The sequence below is a fragment of the Vibrio splendidus genome (assembly GCF_002873455.1).
Lineage (GTDB): Bacteria > Pseudomonadota > Gammaproteobacteria > Enterobacterales > Vibrionaceae > Vibrio > Vibrio splendidus_J.
In genome coordinates, this window is sequence record NZ_MCUN01000012.1 from 1 (window position 1) to 24409 (window position 24409).

22 protein-coding genes, 1 tRNA gene, 1 other RNA gene and 1 pseudogene are annotated in these 24409 nt (G+C 44.7%); 7 read left to right on the plus strand and 18 right to left on the minus strand.

Annotated elements, in window-relative coordinates:
• From BCU75_RS11550 to BCU75_RS11560, 3 genes and pseudogenes are all read right to left on the minus strand, one after another.
• Window positions 1-90: pseudogene (locus tag BCU75_RS11550) on the minus strand (TnsA endonuclease N-terminal domain-containing protein); the annotation flags it as partial.
• A gap of 120 nt (window positions 91-210) precedes the next feature.
• Window positions 211-307: signal recognition particle sRNA small type (gene ffs, locus BCU75_RS11555), an RNA gene on the minus strand.
• Between the two features lie 197 nt (window positions 308-504).
• A complete protein-coding gene (locus BCU75_RS11560; protein WP_076676897.1) occupies window positions 505-1248 on the minus strand; it encodes a hypothetical protein in 744 nt (247 codons plus the stop codon).
• 51 nt (window positions 1249-1299) lie between these two features.
• Between BCU75_RS11560 and BCU75_RS11565 the strand changes: the two genes are divergently transcribed.
• The gene (locus tag BCU75_RS11565) at window positions 1300-1602 is read left to right on the plus strand and encodes an MGMT family protein (RefSeq protein ID WP_076676899.1); all 303 of its coding nucleotides are present in this window, start codon (window positions 1300-1302) and stop codon (window positions 1600-1602) included.
• A gap of 75 nt (window positions 1603-1677) precedes the next feature.
• On the opposite strand, the gene BCU75_RS11570 is transcribed toward BCU75_RS11565, so the two are convergent.
• Window positions 1678-2118 (minus strand): YbaY family lipoprotein, encoded by a 441-nt coding sequence (locus BCU75_RS11570; RefSeq protein ID WP_076676901.1) that lies wholly within the window; start codon window positions 2116-2118, stop codon window positions 1678-1680.
• A gap of 168 nt (window positions 2119-2286) precedes the next feature.
• On the opposite strand from BCU75_RS11570, the gene tesB reads away from it, so the two are divergent.
• Window positions 2287-3180 (plus strand): acyl-CoA thioesterase II, encoded by an 894-nt coding sequence (gene tesB / locus BCU75_RS11575; RefSeq protein WP_102474063.1) that lies wholly within the window; start codon window positions 2287-2289, stop codon window positions 3178-3180.
• A 106-nt stretch (window positions 3181-3286) separates the two neighbouring features.
• Here tesB and BCU75_RS11580 read toward each other — a convergent pair whose 3' ends face one another.
• Together BCU75_RS11580 and BCU75_RS11585 are read right to left on the minus strand one after the other, a co-directional pair.
• Complete coding sequence (locus BCU75_RS11580; RefSeq protein ID WP_102464109.1) at window positions 3287-3952, minus strand: hypothetical protein; 666 nt, start codon at window positions 3950-3952, stop codon at window positions 3287-3289.
• 72 nt (window positions 3953-4024) lie between these two features.
• Window positions 4025-4480, minus strand: coding sequence for an Lrp/AsnC family transcriptional regulator (locus BCU75_RS11585; RefSeq protein WP_076676905.1), 456 nt, complete (start codon window positions 4478-4480; stop codon window positions 4025-4027).
• Window positions 4481-4627: 147 nt separating this feature from the next.
• On the opposite strand from BCU75_RS11585, the gene BCU75_RS11590 reads away from it, so the two are divergent.
• Window positions 4628-5695: a PLP-dependent cysteine synthase family protein gene (locus tag BCU75_RS11590; RefSeq protein ID WP_102473952.1), complete on the plus strand. Its 1068-nt coding sequence runs from the start codon at window positions 4628-4630 to the stop codon at window positions 5693-5695.
• 92 nt (window positions 5696-5787) lie between these two features.
• On the opposite strand, the gene BCU75_RS11595 is transcribed toward BCU75_RS11590, so the two are convergent.
• From BCU75_RS11595 to BCU75_RS11605, 3 genes are all read right to left on the minus strand, one after another.
• Entirely contained in the window at window positions 5788-6108 is a 321-nt protein-coding gene (locus tag BCU75_RS11595) for a DUF1244 domain-containing protein (RefSeq protein WP_102473953.1), read from the minus strand.
• A 141-nt stretch (window positions 6109-6249) separates the two neighbouring features.
• Window positions 6250-9363 (minus strand): vibriobactin export RND transporter permease subunit VexH, encoded by a 3114-nt coding sequence (gene vexH, locus BCU75_RS11600; protein ID WP_102464106.1) that lies wholly within the window; start codon window positions 9361-9363, stop codon window positions 6250-6252.
• On the minus strand, window positions 9363-10481 hold the full coding sequence (locus BCU75_RS11605) for an efflux RND transporter periplasmic adaptor subunit (protein WP_133148293.1): 1119 nt from the start codon (window positions 10479-10481) through the stop codon (window positions 9363-9365). Before BCU75_RS11605 ends, vexH begins: the two co-directional genes overlap by 1 nt.
• Window positions 10482-11030: 549 nt before the next feature.
• On the opposite strand from BCU75_RS11605, the gene BCU75_RS11610 reads away from it, so the two are divergent.
• Window positions 11031-11115, plus strand: a tRNA-Tyr gene (locus tag BCU75_RS11610).
• A gap of 163 nt (window positions 11116-11278) precedes the next feature.
• On the opposite strand, the gene BCU75_RS24410 is transcribed toward BCU75_RS11610, so the two are convergent.
• Together BCU75_RS24410 and BCU75_RS11615 are read right to left on the minus strand one after the other, a co-directional pair.
• Window positions 11279-11434, minus strand: coding sequence for a hypothetical protein (locus BCU75_RS24410; RefSeq protein ID WP_165690362.1), 156 nt, complete (start codon window positions 11432-11434; stop codon window positions 11279-11281).
• Between the two features lie 336 nt (window positions 11435-11770).
• Window positions 11771-12679 carry a Tim44 domain-containing protein gene (locus BCU75_RS11615; RefSeq protein WP_102473955.1) on the minus strand — a complete coding sequence of 303 codons (909 nt, stop codon included), beginning with the start codon at window positions 12677-12679 and terminating at the stop codon, window positions 11771-11773.
• 197 nt (window positions 12680-12876) lie between these two features.
• Here BCU75_RS11615 and BCU75_RS11620 point away from each other — a divergent pair, with 197 nt between their 5' ends.
• The 3 genes from BCU75_RS11620 to BCU75_RS11630 all read left to right on the plus strand — a co-directional run bounded on the left by BCU75_RS11620 (window position 12877) and on the right by BCU75_RS11630 (window position 16452).
• On the plus strand, window positions 12877-13467 hold the full coding sequence (locus BCU75_RS11620; RefSeq protein ID WP_102466158.1) for a TetR/AcrR family transcriptional regulator: 591 nt from the start codon (window positions 12877-12879) through the stop codon (window positions 13465-13467).
• 17 nt (window positions 13468-13484) lie between these two features.
• On the plus strand, window positions 13485-15359 hold the full coding sequence (locus BCU75_RS11625) for an MFS transporter (protein ID WP_102473956.1): 1875 nt from the start codon (window positions 13485-13487) through the stop codon (window positions 15357-15359).
• A 172-nt stretch (window positions 15360-15531) separates the two neighbouring features.
• Entirely contained in the window at window positions 15532-16452 is a 921-nt protein-coding gene (locus BCU75_RS11630) for a YeiH family protein (RefSeq protein ID WP_076678040.1), read from the plus strand.
• Window positions 16453-16592: 140 nt separating this feature from the next.
• Here the strand turns inward: BCU75_RS11630 and BCU75_RS24415 are convergent, their stop codons facing one another.
• The 7 genes from BCU75_RS24415 to BCU75_RS11660 all read right to left on the minus strand — a co-directional run bounded on the left by BCU75_RS24415 (window position 16593) and on the right by BCU75_RS11660 (window position 24244).
• Window positions 16593-16757: a hypothetical protein gene (locus BCU75_RS24415; protein ID WP_198592572.1), complete on the minus strand. Its 165-nt coding sequence runs from the start codon at window positions 16755-16757 to the stop codon at window positions 16593-16595.
• 115 nt (window positions 16758-16872) lie between these two features.
• The gene (gene menE, locus BCU75_RS11635) at window positions 16873-18303 is read right to left on the minus strand and encodes an o-succinylbenzoate--CoA ligase (protein ID WP_102473957.1); all 1431 of its coding nucleotides are present in this window, start codon (window positions 18301-18303) and stop codon (window positions 16873-16875) included.
• Between the two features lie 52 nt (window positions 18304-18355).
• Window positions 18356-19363, minus strand: a complete 1008-nt coding sequence (gene menC, locus BCU75_RS11640) for an o-succinylbenzoate synthase (protein WP_102473958.1) — start codon at window positions 19361-19363, stop codon at window positions 18356-18358.
• A 73-nt stretch (window positions 19364-19436) separates the two neighbouring features.
• Window positions 19437-20303 carry a 1,4-dihydroxy-2-naphthoyl-CoA synthase gene (gene menB / locus BCU75_RS11645; protein WP_010439547.1) on the minus strand — a complete coding sequence of 289 codons (867 nt, stop codon included), beginning with the start codon at window positions 20301-20303 and terminating at the stop codon, window positions 19437-19439.
• Between the two features lie 102 nt (window positions 20304-20405).
• Window positions 20406-21206, minus strand: a complete 801-nt coding sequence (gene menH, locus BCU75_RS11650; protein WP_017110064.1) for a 2-succinyl-6-hydroxy-2,4-cyclohexadiene-1-carboxylate synthase — start codon at window positions 21204-21206, stop codon at window positions 20406-20408.
• 9 nt (window positions 21207-21215) lie between these two features.
• Window positions 21216-22940 carry a 2-succinyl-5-enolpyruvyl-6-hydroxy-3-cyclohexene-1-carboxylic-acid synthase gene (menD, locus tag BCU75_RS11655; RefSeq protein WP_102473959.1) on the minus strand — a complete coding sequence of 575 codons (1725 nt, stop codon included), beginning with the start codon at window positions 22938-22940 and terminating at the stop codon, window positions 21216-21218.
• Window positions 22937-24244: an isochorismate synthase gene (locus BCU75_RS11660; RefSeq protein WP_102473960.1), complete on the minus strand. Its 1308-nt coding sequence runs from the start codon at window positions 24242-24244 to the stop codon at window positions 22937-22939. The genes menD and BCU75_RS11660 overlap by 4 nt, the downstream gene beginning before the upstream one ends.
• Window positions 24245-24409: the final 165 nt, after the last annotated feature.

The window sequence follows — 24409 nt, forward strand, 5'->3', positions numbered from 1 at the left end:
AACTAGGTTTGCGACAGAACCGTCATTTTTCAAACTCATGAATTTACAAATGTTGTGAACAGCTGATGATTTTTTGGTTTGGTCGTACATAGCAAAAGCACTTTTGTTGTAAACCTACAACAAAAAATAGACCATGAAGACTCAGGGTGCAAATAAGAAAAGAAGCCTGCAATTTATGCGAACATATATTGCAGGCTTCATTATGGGTGGAAGCCCCAGCCACATCCCGGCACACACGTCGCCTGCTGCGGCTGCTCCCTTCCAGGCCTGACCGAGTTCACAAGTTAGTGTTGCGGGAGGACCAGAGCCTCCATAGATTCTTTTTCTAAGAGGCTTGCCTCAAAGAGTGATTGGATTATTAAGCATCGCAGCAACCATTGCAAGCTCTTCGACCCTATTTTTGAACAATTGCTGTCTAAGTGCTTATCCTTTATTCAAACCACTAGAAAATCGCAGGTAAATTCACCATTGACCTGCGTTCTAAAGGCTTGAATTTCTGAGGTGCTAGATATCGATGTCTTCGTTATCTTCGGTGCGAAGGATGTAATCTGTCATCCATGCCGTACCTAACAGGCACAACCAAACCACAAATACCGGGCTTGGAACCTCAATGCTTGGGGTAATCACCAGAGCAGCAAAACCAACCGTTGGCAATGTCCAGCATAATAGCTTATTCCAGCGGAAGGTTTTCAAACGCGTCAGTGTTTCCATCGATGCCATGATGCCCGTTACACACAAAGCAACCAAAGCGGCATAAGGTAAATCGGCCATCCATAATGGAAGTATCAAGCCTAATGACCACCAGCTGTGTCGGCTGGCTGGCTTAAGATGATTTGCCGCCCACCAAATAACGATGATTGACAAGGTTTGTAGTGTGGTAACCCACGGAACGCCGTCAAGCTTACCTGCTGATTGCGTGACCATAATCCCGACTTGTAGCGTTGCGACGATCAAGCCAGAAATAATGACAACGGACAAACTACTGCGTTTAGAAAAGACCACCATAAGCAGTGGGAATAATACCCACGCACTGACAGACAGCGTGATGGGTTGTAAAGGCAGAGTTAAACCATAGACTGTCATGGATGCGAGCAAAGCTAATCCTGCGATGCCCCCTTGCGGTAAGATCCATAACGCAGGGATAACCATTGCAAGTACTGGGATATCCCCCTCACTTAAACTGATTGCTCTCGCGCAAACAACCGCTAATAATGTGGTGATCAAGAACTGAAACGTTGAAAATACCATAGCCCTCTCCTTCTACCGATCCGTGGTATTAATGAACTAGGAACTTTTAGTATGGACCAATTTTTGCCCCAAATCTTTGCTGTGATTCACCAAATTCCATATGGGAAAGTAACAACTTATGGAGACATAGCACGTTTTTCAGGTTTTCCGGGCTACGCACGCCATGTGGGTAAAGCGTTGGGCAACCTACCAGAAGGTAGCAAACTGCCTTGGTATCGGGTAATCAACAGCAAGGGTGAAATATCTTTAAAGGGTGATTCGTTCGACCGACAAAAGAAGCATTTGGTTAAAGAAGGGGTTGAGGTGAGTGATGCAGGAAAGATCAAACTCAGAATATACAAATGGCAGCCCTAGAGCTGCCACTAATCGCTAATTCAACTGGCTAAGTTAAGCCAATCAAGATGCCTTAACAGTGGCATCGATTTCTGATTAACGAACACCAACTAAACGTAGGTCTGCTTGCTGTGTATTTTCTACATCAGTAATTACTGACTTAATGGTGTCAGTAGTGAAGCGCAGTTTACCGTCAACGTGAATCGTTGCGCGCATGTTGTAACGGTGGTTAGCTTTAATCTTGTTGTTGTCGTAGTTCAGCTCGAACGCGAACGGTACTTGCTTACCGTCTGTGGTGAACTCTTGAGTTGCGATAATCGTCGAGGGTGCGTCAGCCAGTGAAATATCTTCTAGCGTAACAGTCACCAAAGCATTCTCTGGCAATGCAATTCTTTCACGGTAGCTTACTGTTCCTGAAATCACTTGAGTGTTCTCTGCAACCACTTCCTGAGAAGCGTTTGTTTCTGATGTTGCTTGGCAACCCACAAGTAGGCCAAACGATACTAAAGACGTAATAAGAATTAGAGCCTTTTTCATATTCAATTTCTCTCAACATGTTTGCCGGACTCGGCAAATCTACCCACCAATTATAAGAGAGCTTTCATATTCTGTCTTGAAACCCTATGATTTATTGACAGATATCTGACTAAGCTAAATGATTAACACAATAATCTGACATCTATTTTACCAAGAGGCATGCTGGCGATGAGTCAACCTTTACAAGAATTATTAAGTTTACTTCAGCTAGAGAAGCTGGAAGAAGGTCTATTCCGCGGGCAAAGTGAGAACCTCGGTCTGCCACAAGTTTATGGTGGTCAAGTATTAGGGCAAGCGCTTTCTGCGGCTCGTTATACCGTTCAAGACGACCGTAGTGTGCACTCATTCCACAGTTACTTTTTATTTCCTGGCGATCCTGAAAAACCAATTATTTACGATGTTGAGAACCTAAGAGATGGACGCAGCTTCAGCACTCGCCGTGTGAAAGCTATTCAAAATGGCCGCCCTATTTTCTATCTCACGGCTTCTTATCATGGTGATGCTCCAGGCTTTGAGCACCAGATTTCAATGCCTGATATTCCTGGGCCAGAGAACTTTGCATCTGAAACCGAGTTAGCGAGCCACATTGCGGAGTTCCTACCAGAGAAACTGCGTAAAACCTTCTGTGGTGAAAAGCCGATTGAGATGCGCCCTGTGACTGTTGTGAATCCACTCAATCCTAAGAAAGCTGAAGCAAAACAGTACCTTTGGGTAAGAGCAAATGGTGCGGTCCCAGACAACCAATTGATTCACCAGTACCTGCTTGCTTACGCATCCGATTGGGGATTCTTGGTGACGGCACTTCACCCGCATGAGGTTTCGATCATGACACCGAACTTCCAAGTAGCGACGATTGACCACTCTATCTGGTTCCACCGCCCATTTAAGATGGATGAATGGCTGCTTTATGCGATTGAAAGCCCAACGGCAGCGAACACTCGTGGCCTAGTTCGCGGCGAAATTTTTAATCAGCAAGGTGAGCTCGTGGCGACAGCCGTTCAGGAAGGTGTGATGCGTTTTACTAGTAGCGATCAAATAAATAGCGATCAAACGTTGTTTTAAAAGCCAAAAATAAGTACGAGCAAACAAAAAGAGAGGCTAGGTTTAACACCTAGCCTCTCTTTTTTAAAACACTAACGCAAAGCCGTCACTTAAGAGTGACTAAAATCTATTCTGCTTCTAACGTAGGCTCAAACTCGCTTTGCACTCGCGTTTTGATGCCATCTCCGGCATCTCGCAATAGATTAAAGGGTGATAGCACCACACCTTTCACAGCCCCTTCTGCAGCGTCCTGAGCCAAAGCTCGACTCTTATCTGCCAGCAAATTAGCTTGCACCAAGATGTTTGGCACTTCCGCTCTTAGCATTTCAGATTCAGTAACAACAGCGGGGATAGTTTGCTCGCGGTACGATTTACTTTCAGCGAGCATCGGTGGCATGACATCCACACGGTATCGTTTCAGCTCAGTCAATGTTGGTGGGATGACATCGGTTCTGACCTGCTCGACTTCCGTTCGAACATTTTTCACTTCATCTAATATCGCAGGGATTTTGTTGTCGACAGATGAAACGGTTTGATTCACGTCATCTATCGTCTTTCTGACCTCTTCGACTGTGTTCAAAATTTGAGGAGCAAGCTCACTGACATGTTCAGCAAACGCAAGTAGCTCTTCCACTTTTAGCCCTTTCGTGAGATCGGATAAATCATCGATAACCTGCGGATAGGTATCGACGATCTCCCCGACTTTATTGGTAAATGAATAGATGGTGTAGCCCAAGAAAAAAATGGCGACCGCTAATACCAACTGGATTGCGGTAGATACTTTTGCAAACATGAATAATCCTTTTCTTTATCGCAAAGGCGATGTCTAAACTGAAACGAGAGGTAGCATAAGATTAGGTTGAGCTTAAAGCGGCAACGCTGTCGTGTACTTCAGTGGTTCCATCGCAAAAGTCGACGTCACATTAGATATACCATCAATGCTATTCACTAAGCGTTTGTAAAAGTCGTCAAAGCACTTCATGTCTTTAACCTGAACCTTCATCATATAATCATATTCCCCAGCCATGCGATAGAACTCCATCACTTCTGGAAATTCCGACACAGTATTCACAAAACGACCATACCACTCATGAGAATGATCACTGGTTTTGATCAATACGAACGCGGTAAAGGACAGATCGAGCTTTTCAGGGTTCAGCAAAGCGACTCTTTTTTCAATGATTCCGTTCTCTTCAAGCCGCTTAAGTCTTTTCCAACAAGGTGTGGTCGTTAGATTGACCGCTTCAGATATGTCATTCAACGACAACGTACTGTCTTCTTGTAACAACCTTAATATCTTTTTATCTACGGCATCTATCACACTTTCACCAAATCAGTTTTAAAGAGAATAATTTTCTACAATTTAAGCAAAACAAAGGAAATATGGCAAAGTTTTTCTCCTTATATCTAGCTAAATTATAACCATACCAATTACAAAAAATTCCTACTTAGTATCAGGAGAACGCCTATGTGTACTGACCATCAATGGATTAACAACGCGATTCGCAAAATTGAAGCCGATTACCAGCGCTCAGCGGACACGCACTTAATCAAGCTCGATCTGCCAAGTGTGGAAGGGATTGATATCTATCTTAAAGATGAAAGTACACACCCAACAGGCTCTTTGAAGCATCGTTTAGCGCGTTCCCTTTTCCTCTATGCGATTTGTAATGGTTGGGTTGGCCCAGAAACCACGATCATTGAATCTTCATCAGGCAGTACAGCGGTGTCTGAAGCGTACTTTGCTCGCCTGCTTGGCCTTCCGTTTATTGCGGTAATGCCAAAATGCACGGCAAAGAAAAAAATTGAGCAGATTGAATTTTACGGCGGCCAAGCGCATCTCGTTGATCGCTCAGATGAAATCTATGATGAATCTCGTCGTTTAGCCGAAGAGTTGAATGGTCACTATATGGATCAATTTACTTACGCTGAGCGCGCAACCGACTGGCGTGGCAACAACAACATTGCCAACTCTATTTTCAACCAGATGAAAATGGAAGATCATCCAGTTCCAGCTTGGGTTGTAATGAGCCCTGGTACTGGCGGTACTTCAGCAACCATTGGTCGGTTTATTCGCTACCAACAGCATGAAACGAAACTTTGTGTTGTTGACCCTGAAAACTCTGTCTTCCATGAATATTTCAGAACTGGGAACGCGGACGTCAAAGGCAACACATTTAGCAAAATTGAAGGTATCGGCCGTCCACGAGCGGAGCCTAGCTTTATTTCCGGTGTGATTGATGAAATGCGTACAATTCCAGATGCAGCAAGTATCGCTACTACACATTGGTTGTCCGATATTCTCGGTCGCAAAGTTGGCGCATCAACCGGTACTAACATGTACGGTGTGCTTCAACTCGCAAGTGAAATGAAAGCGCGCGGAGAGAAAGGTTCTATCGTAACTTTGCTTTGCGATAGCGGCGAGCGTTACCTAGATACTTACTTCAATGACGAATGGGTAAATCTGAATATTGGTGACTTACAACCGTACACGGCGAAGTTAGAAACTTTCTCGCAAACAGGTGAATTAGCTTAACCGCAGAGCAAACACCGACTCCAAAACAAAAGAAGAGCCCTTAATGGACTCTTCTTTTGTTTGTTCTATTAATCAACCACTATCGAGAAAGATTATTCTGGCTTCTGCTTCGCTTCAAATGCTGCTAGCTGTTCAGGCGTCGCTTTTGGCTGATGGTTTTGTTTCCACTCATCGTAAGTCATGCCGTATACGCGCTCACGAGCGTCATCGATATCCAAGTTTAGGCCTTGTTGTTCAGCTTCCGCTTTGTACCACTTGCTGAAACAGTTGCGGCAGAAGCCCGCCAAAATCATAAGGTCGATGTTCTGCACATCCTTATTACTGTCTAGGTGTGCTAGCAGACGACGGAAGGTTGCTGCATCTAGCTTGTCTTGTTCTTCTTGAGAAAGATCTTTGTATTTAAATTCAGCCACTTTACTTTCCTTTATTCGATTTATTGTATTAATTTATTGAGCTCTGTTTGTTATACAAAAAAAGCCTGCAATTCGCTAGGAGCAAACGCAGGCTTTTCAATATTGTTACACTATTCCATGTTCATTAGCCGTACGTGCTCATTAACCGTGACTGCTTCTGCCCACGTTGTCATGGCTCAGCTCTTTGTTAAGAACCGCTTCCACATGGCCTGGAGAACGAGTTGATCCAGAAATCAGTCGATACATCGCTGGGATGACGAACAGAGTAACCAAAGTTGCAAAGCCCATACCAAAGAAGATAACGGTACCCACAGCCACTCGGCTTTCGTAACCCGCGCCCGTTGAAGTAATCAATGGGATTGCACCGGCTAGTGTGGTGAACGCCGTCATCAAGATTGGACGTAAACGTCGAGCCGAAGCATCAATGATCGCCTTTTCAAACTCAATGCCACGGTCACGAAGTTGGTTAGCAAACTCCACAATCAAGATACCGTTTTTGGTCACCATACCGATCAACATGATCATACCAATCTGGCTGTAGACGTTAAGACCTTGACTCATCAGGACTAGGCCTAAGAAACCACCGAAGATACCCATAGGTACGGTGAACATCACCACTAACGGGTTGATGAAGCTTTCAAACTGAGCAGCCAGTACCAAGTAAGCTACCAGCATTGCCAAAGCAAACACCACCAGGATACTGGATTGGTTCTCTTTAAAGTCTTTTGACTCACCAGAATAGCTTACCGAGATATCGCCTGGCAGTTGGTCGATTGCTTGCTCGTCAAGGAAATCCAATGCATCACCTAGCGTGTAGCCTTCCATCAGGTTCGCTTTGATGGTCACCGACTTTTGCTTATTGTAGTGCGATAGGCGAATTGACGATGCCACTTCTTCAATGTGCGTCAACGTATCTAGCGTGACTAACTCACCAGACTGAGTTCGCATGTAGATTTGGCTTAAGTCATTCGCGTTATTGAAGCTGTTTTCATCACCACGCAAGTAAACATCGTACTCTTCACCGCGGTCAACGAAGGTGGTTTCACTGCGGCCGCCAAGCATGATTTCTAACGTATCTGAAATATCAGAGACACTAACACCCAATTCGGCAGCACGTTGCTTGTCTACCGTGACGACTAACTCAGGCGTTTTCTCAGAGTAATCGATATCTGCACCTTCCATGATTGGAGAGTCTTCAGCCGCTTGCTTTAATAGCTCGCCCCATTTTTGGAGTTCCGTGTAATCAGAACCACCTAAAACGAATTGCACAGGCTCACTGGAACCACCTTTGAAGCCCGGCATGAACGGGAATACACGCACATCTGGAATACCATTCAAAGATTTACGAACTTCGTTCAATGCTTCCTGAGCGGTCTCTTCACGTTCGTCCCAATCTTCCAAGATCATGATAACGAAGCCCGTTTGATCACCCGCATTACCACCAAACGCTGGTGATTGGATGCTGAATGACTTCAAGAAGCCTTGACCAAGCAATGGCATTAGGCGTTCTTCAACGATGTCCATATTGGCAGACATACGGTTATAACTGGTTGCATCAGCGCCACGAACAAACGCAAAGATAACACCACGGTCTTCTTGCGGAGTCAGTTGCGAAGGCACTTGTTGCATCAAACCATAGCTACCGCCCATACACGCAAGAATGATAACCGGAGCTGCCCAACGCCAATTTAGAGCACGGCGCAATACCGCTTTGTATCCAGTTTCTAGCTTGCCAAACACACGCTCTACAAATTGATTGAAGCGATTTGGTTTCACGTTCGCTTTCAGAATCTTACTACCCAGAACCGGCGTTAGCGTTAATGCCACAACAGACGAGAAGATCACTGACATCGCGAGCAATACAGAAAACTCGGTAAACAAGAGACCTACCATGCCATCCATAAACGAGATTGGCAGGAATACCATCACCAATACAAGCGTTGTTGCGATTACCGCGAATCCTACTTCACGTGTACCTTTATAAGCCGCAAGCAATGGCGATTCACCACGTTCAATATGGTGGAAAATGTTCTCAACCACCACGATCGCATCATCGACCACCAAACCAATCGACAGGATAAGTGCCATCAAGGTGATTAGGTTAATGGAGAAGCCGAAGTAGTACGCCGCAATAAACGACGAGATCAGAGAGACAGGTACCGTTACCGCTGGAATAAGTGTTGCACGTGCTTGACCAATAAAGACGTAAAGCACGAGGATAACCAAGCCACCGGTAATAAAGAGTGTGCTGTAAACTTCTGAGATCGAACGGTCGATAAAGACTGTTGAGTCATAGTCGACAGCCAAACGAGTACCATCTGGCAAGAACTTTTGAATTGCTTCGACTTCTTTATGGACTAAGTCAGCTACCTCAAGTGGGTTCGCATCTGACTGAGGTACAATACCCATACTAACGTTAACAACGCCGTCACTCTTAAAGGTCGAGTTCTCGTTTTCTGCGCCAATGTACACATCCGCTACGTCTTTCAAGTAGATTGGCGTGTTATCAGAAGCACGTTTTACCACTAGGTATTCGAAATCTTCCGCTTCTGTGTAAGAACGAGCGGTACGAACCGACATCACAATCGCATCGTTACGTACTTCACCACCCGGGCTTTCAATGTTCTCACTGTTTAACGCAGAGGTGATGTCCGAGGTAGTAACGCCACGACCTGCCATCTGCGCAGGTTTCAGCTTCACGTACATGACTTTGTACAAGCCACCCGAGATATCCACCGAGCTCACACCTGAGATCAAACTAAAGCGGTCAATCAACACACGTTCGGTGTAATCGGTTAACTGCGTTCGGTCCATCTCCGTCGAGCTTAAGTTGATGTAGACCGAGGCTTCACCACTACCATTATTCTTATAAACAATCGGGTCATCGGCTTCATCTGGCAATGAACGCTGAGCACGGGCCACAGCATCACGCACATCACTGACACCCGTATTGAGGTCGTAACCAAGCTCAAAGGTTATCGTGATACGCGACATACCATTACGCGTTGTGGATTCGATCTCATCAATGCCACTGATGCCGGATAACTGGTCTTCAAGATTGGAGGTTATTTGGCTTTCAATGATGGTGGCAGAAGCACCCTCATAACGAGTACTGATCGATACCACTGGGCTTTCAATATCTGGCATCTCACGAACCGCGAGCTTATTGAAAGAGACAATACCAAACACGACCAAGAGCAGGCTCAATACGACAGCCGCTACTGGTCTCTTTACAGAAACATCAGATAACAACATTAGTTAGCGCCTTCTTGTGCTGCTGTATTTTCATCAAGTTGAGCTTTGTTGCCATCAAGCTTAGCGGTATCGCCGCCAGGTTTAGCAGGGCGATTAACAGCGAGCTCTTGAACCAACACACCGTCACGCATATTTACGATACCTTGTACCACGATCTTCTGACCAATCTCGATGCCTTTATCAATCACGACTTCGTTATCGATACGAGCACCCAAGAATACTTCAGTTCGAGTTGCCTTGTTATCTTCACCAATCACATAAACAAAACGCTTAGTACCTGAGTACTCCAATGCTTGAACAGGGATAATCGGTGCTTCAACGGGTGGGAAGTCCATATCAGCCGCGACTAACATGCCCGGCTTTAGATAATCATTATTGTTGTCGAAGTGAATTCGAACACGAAGGTTCAAGGTTTCAGCGTTGATACGAGAATCAATGCCAACCACAGTGCCGGTGAACTGGGTATCACCCCATGCACTGGTGCGAGCCGTTACTGTCATGCCTTTAGACAGCTTAGAAAGGTAACGCTCGGGAATTTGAAGATCTAACTGCATCACAGACAAATCATCTAAGGTCACAAGCTCAGTGCCTGATGTCACCATTTTACCGCGGCTAAAGTCGATAAAACCGACAGTACCGGAGAAAGGTGCACTGATATGCAGCTCTTTTAAATTAGCGTTAGCAGCAGCCAATCGAGCATTGGCGATCTCTACACTCGTTTTCTGAGCGTCAATTTCAGTTTGCGTGATCGCGTTGCGTTTCACTAGTCGTTGGAATTCCGCTAGCTTACGTTTTTCATCTTTTAGATACGCTTGCGCTTCTGCAACTGCCGCTTTGGCTTTGTCGTCATCTAACTGAACCAGCATCTGCCCTTTAGTGACATCTTGATTGGCTTTGATATTGATAGAATCGACTCTGCCCGCAACTTCAGAGCTAATAATCACAGATTGTTCTGCTTCTAACTTACCAACCAAAGAAAGAGATTGGCTAACTTGGTGAATATCAACTTGCTCAGTAACAACAGTGACAGTGCTAGGGCCCATGCGTTTTGCGAGTGCGGCTGGAGACGCCATAAGAATCGACAAGCTAAGCAGGGTTAAAACAGATTTATGCTTCATAATAATGGTCTGCAAGTAAGTTTATACCAATCACAGTATGTAAAAGGTCAGAAATAGCGCAGGAAAAAGGCTTGAGAACAAGGAAGAGTTTTCGATAAGTAGTTATTCTACAATCAAAAATTCTAACGCCGTTATCGAGCATTTTAACAAGCTAGGATGACATGTTATTTACTACGATTGGTATTATTATCTATAAATGAAATTAACCGTATTCTATCAACTGATGAATGCTGTAACGTCAAGAAGTGTAAATCTAGATTAAATTCCATTTACGTTTCTTGGCGAATGGCGCAAACCAAACACAATGCAGAAAGCGAGTTACCTCAAGGTGTTACCTATCACTACGTAAACCTTAGTACAGACGTTCACTTCCCGAGCAATATGCGTACTTTTCGCCATCTTTGCCCAAAAAGGCAGCATTCAACACAAAACCATAAGAAAAACTCTTTACAGGTTTTACGTGTTTGCTATGATGCGCTCCGCACTTGAGAGATGCGTTGGGAAAAACATCTCTTTGGCCTATCCATTATGAGTTAGGAAAAACACCCTGGAGGGGTTCCCGAGTGGCCAAAGGGAGCAGACTGTAAATCTGCCGGCACTGCCTTCGATGGTTCGAATCCGTCTCCCTCCACCATATTCTTCTTAATTGGAAAATCGAAAAGCCAACTCATTGAGTTGGCTTTTTTCGTTTCCGAGCTTTATATCTTTCTAAACGTATATTGCTGAACACTGCCCTCAACTTCCTAAACACTAACCCGCTATTACAAAAAACTTAATCGATCTGACTCATTCAGACATCAGTGCTCCCATACTTCAGCATGACGCTCACAAACCAGATAAGCAGCACAACCTAAACAGTTTGTAGAAACTTGCTCTTTGCATTTGCTCGCAATGTCCTGTTTTTGATGCACCGTGATCTCAGGCTCCAATACGGGTTCAAAGAACTTTGTCATTCCTCATTACATCCAAATAAAATCAGTTAATTAGTCTTAGATTAATTCAATCTTTGAACAAGATACATCTCCTAATATTTGTCGTGATGACACTCTTCCTCTACTCATATTATTTGCCTGTTCCGCATGTTTCGTCATATTGGTATTGCTCCGTGAATCTAAAACTCTCCCCACCCCCTTCCCAAAAAAAGCTCAAAGCCAATTTCCCAGCCGCAACTTACAGATACATATCATTAGACACAAAAAAGCCCCTGCTGATTTCTCAGCAAGGGCTTTCAATTATTTGGTGCCATTCCGAATAACTACATCATATTGATGTTCAGTTAAATCGTGGAATTAACCTTGAATACCAACAATTAGCCACGGTGCATTTTGAGTCGTTAAATCACGCTCTAAGTGCCAGATATCAGTGATATCTTCCTCAATGCCGTCCGCAGTATCACGGTAACGACCGCTAAACTGAAGGCTTAGCTGTGCTTTGCTACCATCATGGTCTGCACGAACGATTTCTGCATCAACGTACATTACGTCTGTGTGCTGATCACCGTCGAGCTTGTTACGCTCAGCTTTTAGATCTTCAAATAAGCTTGGAGACACGTATTCTTCAATCGTGTTTAGCTCGTTGTGGTTCCATGCACCTTGCAGTGTACGGTAGTGCTCACGAGAACCATTGATGAATGCCGCTTGATCAAAGCCCGGTGGGTAGTTATGTGGAACATCGCTTTGTGCACCAAAACCGAAACCACCAGCAGTGCCTTGTGATTGAGGTTGTGCTTGCTCGAAGTTATGAACATTTGGCTGTTGCTTAGGCTGTTCAAACTTGTTCTGACCCATGCCGCCAAACGCTGGCTGTTGGCCACGTGCATTTTGCTGGTTCATTGAACCCTGCTTCGCACCCAACATTCCGCGTAGGAATTTAAACGCTAGGAAAGCAATCAGACCCATAATCAGAATATCCATGAACTGGATACCTTCAAATGCGCCACCAAAGAATGCAGCTAAAAGACCACCAGCAAGTAAACCACCTAGCAGACCGCCCATAAGGCCTTTCTTGCTAGAGTTAGCTGCTGTGTTCTTACCCGTTTGATCTTGACGGATCGAATTCGTGTTTTGTTGTTTTGGTGCTGGAGCCGTTTTAAAGCTTTTGCCAAATGACTTACCACCACCAAACTTTTTCGCTTCCGCGATTGGCGTCACCGCGACTGTTACCAACAGGATCGCGACTAGTGAGAAAAATCGTTTCATTATTATCCTTTATAGGTTTTTTATCTTTCGACACCTTAATCATACTCGTTAACAAAGAACAATGAAATATTCACGGCGTTTACACATGTATCATAATATTGCGGCTATTAATTGATTACTAAACTTGCGAAGGGATTGACGGCACTCTGGGGCAGCATATAAAATATTGAACGATGTTCATTTAATAGAAAGTACCCATGGCAAGACGAAACGATCATACTCGCGAACAATTAGTGCAATTAACCTTAAAAACGGTGACCGACTTCTTAGAAGAGCACTCTTATCACGAGTTAAGTCTACGCAAAATCGCCAATATGATTGGTTACGTTCCAAGTACCTTGGTGAATGTGTTTGGCAACTACAACCTATTGCTATTACATGTTGTTGCTCAAACATTAGATGAACTGGCGTCAGAATCTGCTGCAGTCGTTGAACAATCAAGCAACCCTCAACAAGCTCTATTCAACCTTGCATACTGCTACCACGATTTTGCACAAAAACACCCTCACCGTTGGCAGCTTATCTTTGAGCACAACATGAACGGTGAAAACCTTCCTGAATGGCAATCGAACCGTATAGATAGAATGACAGGTATGTTAGAGCAACTATTAATAGCGATTGCTCCTGAACATACTGAAAGCGAAGTCGTTAAAGCCAGTCGCGTATTATGGTCTGGAGTACATGGAATTACTCTACTTAGCGTTGATGATAAATTTTTCGCCTCTGAGCCTATCGATGGTAAAGAGTTGATCAATAACCTAGTCTCAAACTACTTAACCAACTGGTAATCATCCAAGGAAAGACAATGAACAACAGCAGCCAATCTTCGCTGTTAACGCAAAAAAGGTTCCTACCCTACTTTATTACCCAATTTCTGGGAGCCTTTAATGACAACATATTCAAAAATGTCCTGTTACTATTTGTTGCTTTCGCAAGCGTAGACACGCTACCTATTTCCAGCAATTTATTCATTAATTTGGCCGCTGGCCTTTTTATTCTACCCTTCTTCCTATTTTCTGCTTTAGCTGGTGTACTGGCTGACAAATACGAAAAATCGTGGTTTATCCGTAAAGTTAAGCTTCTTGAAGTGGTGATTATGTCACTAGGTGCGATCGGATTTATCTACGAAAGCTACGAAATATTACTGTTACTTCTGTTCTTGATGGGAACGCAAAGTGCCTTCTTTGGTCCAGTTAAGTACGCCCTACTCCCGCAGCAGTTAGAAAACAAAGAGCTTGTGTCAGGAAATGCCTTGGTTGAAACTGGCACATTCTTAGCCATCTTAATCGGTACTTTAGGTGCTGGTATTATTGCGTCAGAAGAAGGCGCAAAATTCATTGCTGCTGTGTGTATTGTTTCGTTCGCTGTGCTTGGCTATGTATCGAGCTGCTTTATCCCACAATCGCCAAGTAACGCACCAGATCTGAAAATAACGTGGCAGCCAGTAAAGCTAACCCGCGCAACACTCGCCATTGCCAAAAAAGACCGCCCAACCTTTCAAGCACTTATGTCAATCAGTTGGTTCTGGTTCCTAGGTGCAGCTTACCTCACTCAGTTTCCCAACTTCACCAAGGTTTACCTAAACGGGACCGAAAGCGCTGTCGCGTTTTTATTGGCACTGTTCTCGGTAGGCATTGCGATCGGCTCTTTGGCTTGCGATAAGTTATCTAATCACCGCATTGAAATCGGCATCGTGCCAATGGGTAGCCTAGGTATTTCGATCTTCGGTCTGTTGATGGCGATATCCATTCCTGAATCTTTGCCAAACTTTAACTCTTTCCATCAATTTGTAACGTATTCAGAACTATGGCCACTGTTTGCTTATCTTCTTCTACTGGGGATCTCTGGCGGTATCTTTATTGTTCCGCTTTACTCTCTAATGCAGTTACGTGCGAAGCCAAATGAGCGAGCTCAAGTAATCGCAGGGCTCAATATCTACAACTCGCTATTCATGGTAGGAAGCGCTGTTTTAGGTATTGTTTGCCTTAGTATTCTTGAGTTTTCAATTCCACAACTGTTTGTACTGCTCGCGGTAGGAAACACTTTGGTTATGTTGTATCTGTTTTATCAGGTACCTATTTACGCTTTCCGCTTTTTTACGTGGGTGGTCACTCACACCATGTACCGAGTTAAACATAAAAACTTACATCACCTGCCAGAAAAAGGCGGCGCATTGATTATCTGCAACCATGTGAGTTATATGGATGCATTATTGCTAAGCGCCGTTTGCCCTCGCTTGATCCGCTTTGTGATGGAAGAAGATTACACCAAGTTACCGCCAATTCGACGTTTCTTGAGACGAGCTGGGGTTGTTCCCATCTCATCGACCAATCGCAGTTCAATTCGCAATGCGTTCAAAGCGGTTGAACAAGCACTGCATGACGGCCACATCGTATGTATCTTCCCGGAAGGAAAGCTAACCTCAGACGGTGAAGTCGCCGAATTCATGCGTGGTATGGAGCTAATTATTAGGCGCTCTCCTGTTCCTGTGATTCCAATGGCACTCAAAGGACTATGGGGAAGTTACTTCAGTCGCTTCAAAGGCAGAGCATGCAAAGGCTTACCCACTCGTTTCTGGACCAAGCTAGAGATAGAAGCTGGCGAACCTATTTTGCCGAAGAATGCGAATTGCGAGACACTGCGCCAGGCTGTTGCTGAACTCCGTGGACCGCTATATTAAATAGCGATAACTAAGCAACATCCAATCGAACAGTATCAGGTAACATTTATATCGACGAATAAACGTTCAGTTTTTCTTAACGTTTGTTCAATTCATTTAGACTTACTTACCATTGAGTCAAGCGTATAGTCATCCACTATGCTGCCATAACTAAAAATGACAACCTAATACAATGAATCTAAAAAAGTCTGTTCCATTTTATCTTGCTGCTCTATTTTGCTTAACCCCTTGGGTAAGCTCACCGACTGCGCTTGTTATCGGCTTCCTTCTTGCGAGTTTGGGTTTAGTGCCTGAACATTTAGAAGTTGGCAAACTAACCAAGAAGCTACTGGCCTACTCGATTGTCGGCTTAGGCTTTGGTATTCAGTTTGAAAAAGCATTGGCGGTAACAGGTGACGGTATTGGTTTAATTGTCACGACCATCATTGGTACGTTAGTGATTGGTTGGTTCTTAGCCAAACGAATGGGATTGGATCGCACCACAGGTTACCTAATCTCTTCAGGTACCGCTATTTGCGGTGGTAGCGCGATAGCAGCTGTAGCGCCTGCGATTAAAGCAGACGATGAACAGATTGGCTTGGCGTTAGCCACTGTATTCGTGTTGAACTCAGTCGCTCTATTCTTGTTCCCTATGATTGGCCACGCGCTTGAGTTAAGCCAACAAACATTCGGTACTTGGGCAGCAATCGCTATTCATGATACTTCTTCGGTTGTCGGTGCAGCATCGGCGTATGGCGAAGAAGCACTCACGACAGCAACAACACTCAAGCTAGCTCGTGCACTTTGGATTATCCCAATCGCTTTAATCAGCGCGATGATCTTCAAGAACGATCAAAAGAAGATTACGATTCCTTACTTCATTTTCTTCTACTGCGCTGCTATTGCTGTTAGTGACTTATTGCCACAATTTGAAATGGTCTACCAAGGGATCTTTGATGTATCTAAGCGGGCACTAGTGGTGTGTCTGTTCTTGATTGGTTGCGGTATCTCGGTTGAGAAGCTTAAAGCCGCAGGGCCGAAGCCATTGATGTTTGGTATTACGATGTGGACAATGATTTCGACTGGCTCATTAGCGTGGTTAACTCTCGCCTAACCTACCCTGATTAGACAGTGGGAACACCAATAGATTCGTTAATGTATTAGCCAGACAACAGATTAACGAATGACAAAATAAAAAGGCAAAGCTCAAATGGGCTTTGCCTTTATCGTATATATTCATTGTTACAACAGTCACTAGTCAAACACAGGCTTATCACTCTTTTGACTCTCCCTCTTCATCAAAACAAGTACCACAACCAATACAAATGCGGTGAGTTCAGCCAACGATCGCGTCAACCCAGATGAAGTCACTGCTTGGCCTATCTGCAGTAAAACCGCAATGATGAGGGCAATTTTCATAATAAGACCTTATTCTATAATCCGTTATTTATAAGGCTTATTATGATGGATGGTTATAAAGATAATAAATTCTGTTTTGAACTATCTAATTGCTAAATTAACTAACCGCTTGCCTTTAACCCCTGTTCTGAGACAACCAAGATGCTAATCCAGCGCGCGAGACCTTGATACCTAGCTGTTCTTGATGAGGCATTCGATAGTACTCGACAGGAAATTTGAACCGTTCCAAACGGCCATTTAATTGCTCGGTAAACCATTCTTTGGTTGGTAAATCCGTACAATCCACAATAGCGACAGGTCGAAACCCGAACTCATCATCTTCAATGGGAACGATAAACGCCTGATTGATTAAAGATAACTGATTCAGTGCTCGTTCAATTTCTTCACAGTGGATATTCTCTCCCCCAGAAATAAACTGATTATCAGCGCGACCAATTATCGACACTTGGTCGCCATCCCATTCGCCGAGGTCTTTACTGTCGAACCAACCGTTCTCATCCACCAATGGTGTTAACTCGCCCTGACAGTAATAACCAGAAGCAAGCGTATTGCCGCTAATAAAGATACGTTGATCTTCAATTTTTAACTGGCGTTGGTCGAGAACAAAACCAGCAGTATTACTAGAATCGACTGGCTTCGCGGTCACTGTTGAAGCCGCTTCTGTCATACCGTATCCAAGCCAAGTTTCAATGCCCATTTGTTGAGCTTCAAGCCCTAGCACTTCTGGGATATGGCTACCGCCTAAAAGCACATGAGTTAAAGTAAGTGCTTGCTTACTCTTTAGTAATCGATGTAGCTGAGTGGCGACTAATGAGGCATGGCTGCAACTTTCGATGTCTGACTCAAGCTTACCTGACCCTATTTTGATGCAGCCACCAGCCGCCAACCAACGATGGACAATCGCCAATCCCGACACATGGTACATCGGTAAGCTAAGCAACCAAGTGTCAGCTTGTTCAAAGTTAAAAACGTCTAGTAAACCCTGAGCTGAACATAAGTGTTGCTGCAGCGTGTGAGCCACCGCTTTCGGGTTTCCGGTAGAGCCAGAAGTGAATACGATGCTCGCTAAAGATTGAGGATTAAAGTTAGGATTTTGCGCTGTTGTTAGTTTGTCATCACCATCGGCCTTAACTTCGTTCAAGCAAGGTAGCGTCACCAATACAGTCTTGAGGTCAACAACATCAGAATGATCTAACCCACAGCTATCTAATAGCCAAAGGTAACGTCTGTCTAGCTGACCATAGAGGGATCCAAACCTCTGCGTTAAACGAGCTTTCGGCTGAGGCATGGTAAACGCACAAACCACACCCAAATTGAGTGCGGCAAGATAAACCGGAATCACTTCAGCTTGGTTCTTACCGACAATCGTCAGGACATCACCTTCACATAAACCTTGATGGGATAATTGTTGTTGGTACTCACTCACCAGCACAGACACTTGCTGCCAAGTATAAGTGCGGTGAGTAGTCACTAACGCTGGTTGAAGTGGGTTTTGCTGCGCCCACTGTACCCAGAGCGGGTGATAAATAGATTGTGGGCGCATCATAAAATAACCAAGTTATGGATTGAGAACGGTCTAAGCCAAGCGAACAATCAGCCTAAGAAGACCAAATCAATTGCTGCTGTTCAAGAGTAGAAACAGGAAGCTTACAACCCGGCCAAGAGACTTCTAGCTGTTGCTGATACAAGCCAATCGTATCAAGTCCTGGAACTTCATTAGGCAAGTACTGTTGTGCTAATCGTGCAATCTGAGTTAATCCAAGGCTAGACTCTATGCTTGAGCTTAGTACTGGTTTGATACCAAGTTGCTGCGCGCGCTCAATGATAGCAACACAACGCTCTACCGAACCAATTAGGGTTGGTTTAATCACTACCGCTTTAACGCCCGTCAAGTCGCTGAGATTAAACTCTGGGCTTCTTACCGCTTCTTGTAGTGTCTCATCCCATGCAATCGCAACGCCATGGTCAATGGCAAATGCCAAGCTGTCTTCTGGCTTCTGACAAGGTTCTTCAATAAAGCTAATACGTTGACGCAGTGAAGGCGCAATGTACTTGATGAACTGCTTAGCCTTTTCTGGCTTCCACGCACGGTTAGCATCAAGTCTTAGGGTTAAATCAGGAATCGACTCAAGGAATAAGCTCACCAGCATGCCATCACGGATCGCTTCATAAAGGCCAACTTTTACTTTGGCAACCTTCTCGCCTTTCATCTCATTGAGTACAGGGATCAACTCATCAGGATCGCCTGTACACAAAGGCGCAGCTTGGTAGTTACCTTCTGCGTTAAGATCGCCGCGTAATTCCATCTTCGCCATCGAAAAGCCAAAGGCGACAGAGGGATATAACTCATCAAATGGCGTTTGAGGGTTGTTGTGGCTCCAAAGCTCTAGTTCGTGTTGCAGTTGAATACCGGCTTGCTCGGCATCTTCTAGGCTAAAACCAGGTAGAGGTGCAACTTCACCAAAACCAGTTTTACCATCACACTCAAGTTGGATAATGTAACCAATTCGTTCGCTCAACTTATTATCACGAAGTACTACACCACTATCCATAGGTAATTGATAACGGTAGAGTTTCGCGTGACGCTGAGAATTCACTGAGTTCATAAGGTGTCCTAAAAATGGGAACATCAAAACAAAACGAGCCGCTATTTAGCGACTCATTCTGAAGAGGAAAAGGCTATGGGTTACGCGGGAATTTGTCGAAATCAGGTCGACGTTTCTCGTTAAACGCATTGCGACCTTCTTGGCCTTCCTCTGTCATGTAGAACATCATGGTGGCGTTACCCGCCAACTCTTGAAGACCGGCTTGGCCATCACAGTCAGCATTGAGTGCCGCTTTCAAGCAACGCAGCGCCATTGGGCTGTGTTGAAGCACTTCACGACACCAACGAACAGTTTCTTTTTCTAGATCAGCAACAGGGACGACTGTGTTTACTAGGCCCATGTCCAATGCTTCTTGAGCATCGTAGAAACGACATAAGAACCAGATTTCACGCGCTTTCTTTTGGCCAACGATACGAGCCATGTAAGAAGCACCCCATCCGCCATCGAATGAACCTACTTTAGGACCAGTCTGACCAAACTGTGCGTTTTCAGCTGCGATTGTAAGGTCTGCCATCATGTGAAGAACATGACCACCACCTACAGCCCAACCCGATACCGCTGCGATAACTGGTTTTGGACAAGTACGAATTTGACGTTGGAAATCAAGTACGTTCAGGTGATGTGTACCTGAATCATCTTGATAACCGCCGTAGTCACCACGAATACTTTGGTCACCGCCAGAACAGAACGCCTTCTCACCAAGACCCGTCAAAATGATTACGCCAACTTTTTCGTCATAACGAGCATCAGCCAGTGCATTGATCATCTCTTTTACGGTTTGTGGACGGAACGCATTGTGGACTTGAGGACGAGCAATCGTGATTTTCGCAATACCGTCGTCAGACTTGTGGTACTGAATATCTTCAAATTGACTACTTTCATCGCGCCAGTTAACTGCTGCGTAAAGTTCTTCTTCTGTGATGCCTACTGTTTTAGCCATGGTGATTCCCATTGTTCTATTAGAGACCACGACTAACGAATAGTCGTGACGGTGTTGCTCTGCTTTTGATAGTGCTTGATACGAGAGAACCGCTCAGTCGGTTTAGCGACGACTGGCGATACATTGGATGATCAGGTTAGAAAACAACTCTGGTTGCTCGAAATGAACATTATGACCAGCGTAATCAACCTGACTATATTCAAAGCCACTATTCTCAGCTAGCTCCATGAATTTACGATCTTTTTCACCACACACATAATGCAATTGATGCTCATGAGATTTCAATGTGGCACGTAAATCCGGTTGCTTCGCTAACGAAGTAGATAACAACATATTTGCTACGGATACTCCAAGGTTACCACTACGCTTTATGACCAAAGTTTGTCTTTGCTCATGATTTAGTGAAGAAAAGACGCTTTGTTGATACCAATCGTCTAAAACATCTTCAATCGACTGCTGCGCAAAGCGGACAGCCCATTGCGTATCATGTACTAACCTTTGTGCTCGTTCTTCATCACGCTCCAGACCAAAGTTGCCACCTTCAATAATGACTTTCTCAAGATTGAGCGTTTCGAAGCAAGGGCTTGTCACCCCATACATGGCGAGCCGGCCTCCCATAGAGTAGCCAATCACCACGATAGGGTAATCTGCAGGAAGATCGTTGAGAGCAAGTTGAGAAGTGATGCACTGAACGATTTTCTTGCAGCAATGATCAAAGCCTACCGGATCGATAAAGCGACTTTGTCCGTGCCCGGGCAAATCTATGCAAAGACGAGGAAAATCCTCTAGATATGGATGACATGCGCTCCAATCATCCCCGCTTCCGAGTAAACCATGTAAAAAAACAAGCAAAGGTTTGTCAGAAGATTCTTGTACAGCTGGGTAATAATTGGAGTAAAGCATGTAAAGTCCTTAGGCTAATGCCTCGGTGAGCATTGAACTGAATTGTTTCAGCAAAGTAGACGCTTGTTCGGGAGGCGTCTTAACTTCAACGAGCAAGGTACCCTGACCTTGTTCGAAATGTTGTTCGACAATCGTTTGATAGCAATTCAAAGTTTCTGGCGCCGCATAACCAAGCTGGAATTGCGCAGCGGCATGTTCAAAACCGAAACCATGGGGCATTTGATATAGAGATTGTTTTTGTTGCTCAGGAACAGGCAACAAGTCAAAGATCGCACCGCCATCATTGTTGGTCACAACAATCACCATCGGCGTTACATTGTGAGTCAGCAGAGCCAGTGAGTTGAGGTCATAAAGCAAAGAGGTATCGCCAATCAACATTATCAAGGGGTTTTGGTTGGCTTTCACCACACCCGCAGCCGTTGCTACCAAGCCATCAATGCCCGATGCGCCACGATTACTGTAAACTTGGTTTGCAGATATTGATGACAGCATATCCATCAGCCTTACCATCAAGCTGTTTCCCACAAACAACTCTCTGTCTTTAAGTCTAGTCGACAAGTCAACTGCAACGCTCAACTCGGTCAGTTGATCATTATTGGATATTTGCGCTAATGCCAATTGTTGAACCGTATTCGCGATTTCGACCAAAGGTGCTGCCCAACCTGCATGTTGACCTAACAAGGTGGGTAAATGCTGCTCTGACACCCATGACTCGATATCAGCAACAATATGGGTTTGAGGCAGATGATCTTGGTTGATTCGGTGCGTATCTGGCGACACAACAATGTATTGTGATGAGCAGAATGATGAAGCTTGCGACTTTATCCAATGATTAAGGCGCTTAGAAACAATACGCTCACCGAACTGAAGGATGAAATCACATTGGTTGAGTTGCGCTTTAGCTACGTCACTCTGCATCCACAGATCATAATGTTTCCAATCACTTGTGACACCTGATTGAGGGTCACAAAAAACTGGCCAACCTAATGCAGTGGCAAACTGCTGAGCTTTTGTCGCTTGTTCAATATCTAGCGAACCGAGAATAACCACACCCTTGCGTCCAAGATACTCACCTGGAGCAATCGGTTGTGTATTCACTTGATTAGGTAAAAACGTTTGGCTGTAACAACCTGTTCCCGACTTCCACCCTGAGATACTGGATGTGTATTCCGCATACATTTCCGCGCTATTCGCAGAATATAGAGGCTCTGGGAACGGACAGTTGATATGAATCGCACCGCCAACATTGCGTTGTTTCGCTAGCGCGTTATCAACTGATGTCAGAAGCCAATTCAATGAAATCTGTGTGGTTGGACTTGGTAGATTTAAAGCACTTTCAACATGGGAAGAAAAGATACCCTGTTGTTGAATGGCTTGATTGGCGCCACAGTCGACTAAATCGATAGGTCGATCAGAGGTCAGCAAAATCAGCTTCTCTCGTGTCAGTCCAGATTCAGCCGTCGCAGGAAGAAGGTTTGCAACAGCAGTACCAGAGGTGACAATCACGGCAACTGGCTTATCGCTGGCTTTCGCTAAACCTAACGCAAGAAAACCAAGCCCACGCTCATCAAAGTGCGTGTGCAGCGTCAGTTTTGGATTGGCTTCGGCTTCGAGTGTTAATGGTGTTGAGCGCGAGCCTGGTGCAACACAAACATGTTCAACGCCACTGCGGGCTAGTTCTTCAAGTAATGTGTGACACCAAACTCTGTTTAATACGGCTTGGTCGTGGTTCATGACGCCACACCCAAAGGTGGGTGATCTGAAATTAGGCTTAGCAGAGTCGACATCTTCTTATTCAGCTCTTGCCACTCATGTTCAGCAACTGATCCCGGCACGATCCCAGCACCCGCAAACAGTTGTACTTGATCGTTTACAATCAATGCACTGCGAATCGCGACACAGAATTCCGCTCGTTGATGGCTGATATAGCCAACAGAACCTGCATACCAACCTCTCGCAAACGGTTCATGTTCAAGTATGAAGTCCATCGCCTCTTTACGGGGTAAACCTGCCACCGCAGCAGTCGGCTGCAATGCAGCAAGCAACTGAACACCGTTAACGCCATTCTTGAGCTGAGCGTGGATATTACGCTTCAAATGTTGCACCTTACGCAAACGCACAAGACGCGCTTCTTTTTCAACGTGTACCGTTTGAGAGTGAGGAGTAAGACGCTCAACAATGTCATCGACCACATACTGGTTCTCATTAAGGTTTTTACTGTCTTGAGAAAGCCAGTTCGCTAACTCCATATCTTCTGTTGCGTTTTCTCCACGACCAATGGTTCCTGCCAATGCTTCGGTGTTGAGCTCAGTGCCGTATCGGCTATACAGTCGCTCTGGTGTAGACCCAATGAAGCTGTGCTTAGAATCCAATACCAACATGAAATGAAAACTGTGATGGTTTTGTAGGTAACTGGCTTTAAGCAATTGAGCGGCACAAATCGGAGCATCGAGTTGCAATGTGGTTTTGCGTGCTAAAACGACTTTTTTGTACTCTTCATCACTAATGCCTTTCAGCACTTTATCGACAAGGTTGCCCCACTGCTCTCTTTCTGGCACATGGTTGATCTGTTCAATATGAGCAGACAAAGGCACCAATATCGCCGCTTCTACAGAAAGCTTATTCAAAGCATTAATGGAAGCAACGCGATCAGGAGACAAATTAACCGCCAGCGACCAAGTGTCGTCAAAACGAATTAATTCAACCTGAGGAAGAAAGAAAAACGATTCCATACAACGACGGTTTTTTGCGGTATGTCCGTCAAATGAACGTCCACCCCAAATTCGTTGGTCTTCACCAAGAATCGCATACGCAGGAGCGGGATCAGAGAAAGTATGTAGTTGACCGAGCGCGACGACCTCTTCACGAGTGTCACGTGACTGCCAGTAAAACTTTGGAAAGAGCGGTTGAGCATGAAGCCATTCTATAAATGCAAACGATGGTTTTTGCGTTAGAACTTCAACACAACGAACTTCACTTGCTTGGGCATTTTGTACTCGCTCAATCAAAGCGGAGATAGTTTGCTGGAAATGTGACAAATCGACCTCGTTCACATCTAAATTATTATTATATTAGTTTGATACTTTATGGGCAGCACCCACTTAGATCAAGAATGTACTATATCTTTTGAACATTCCTGTGATTTTAAGCGATCCAGCCTCTTTATTCATCTTAGCCAACAACAAATAAAGCGATTAACTAAA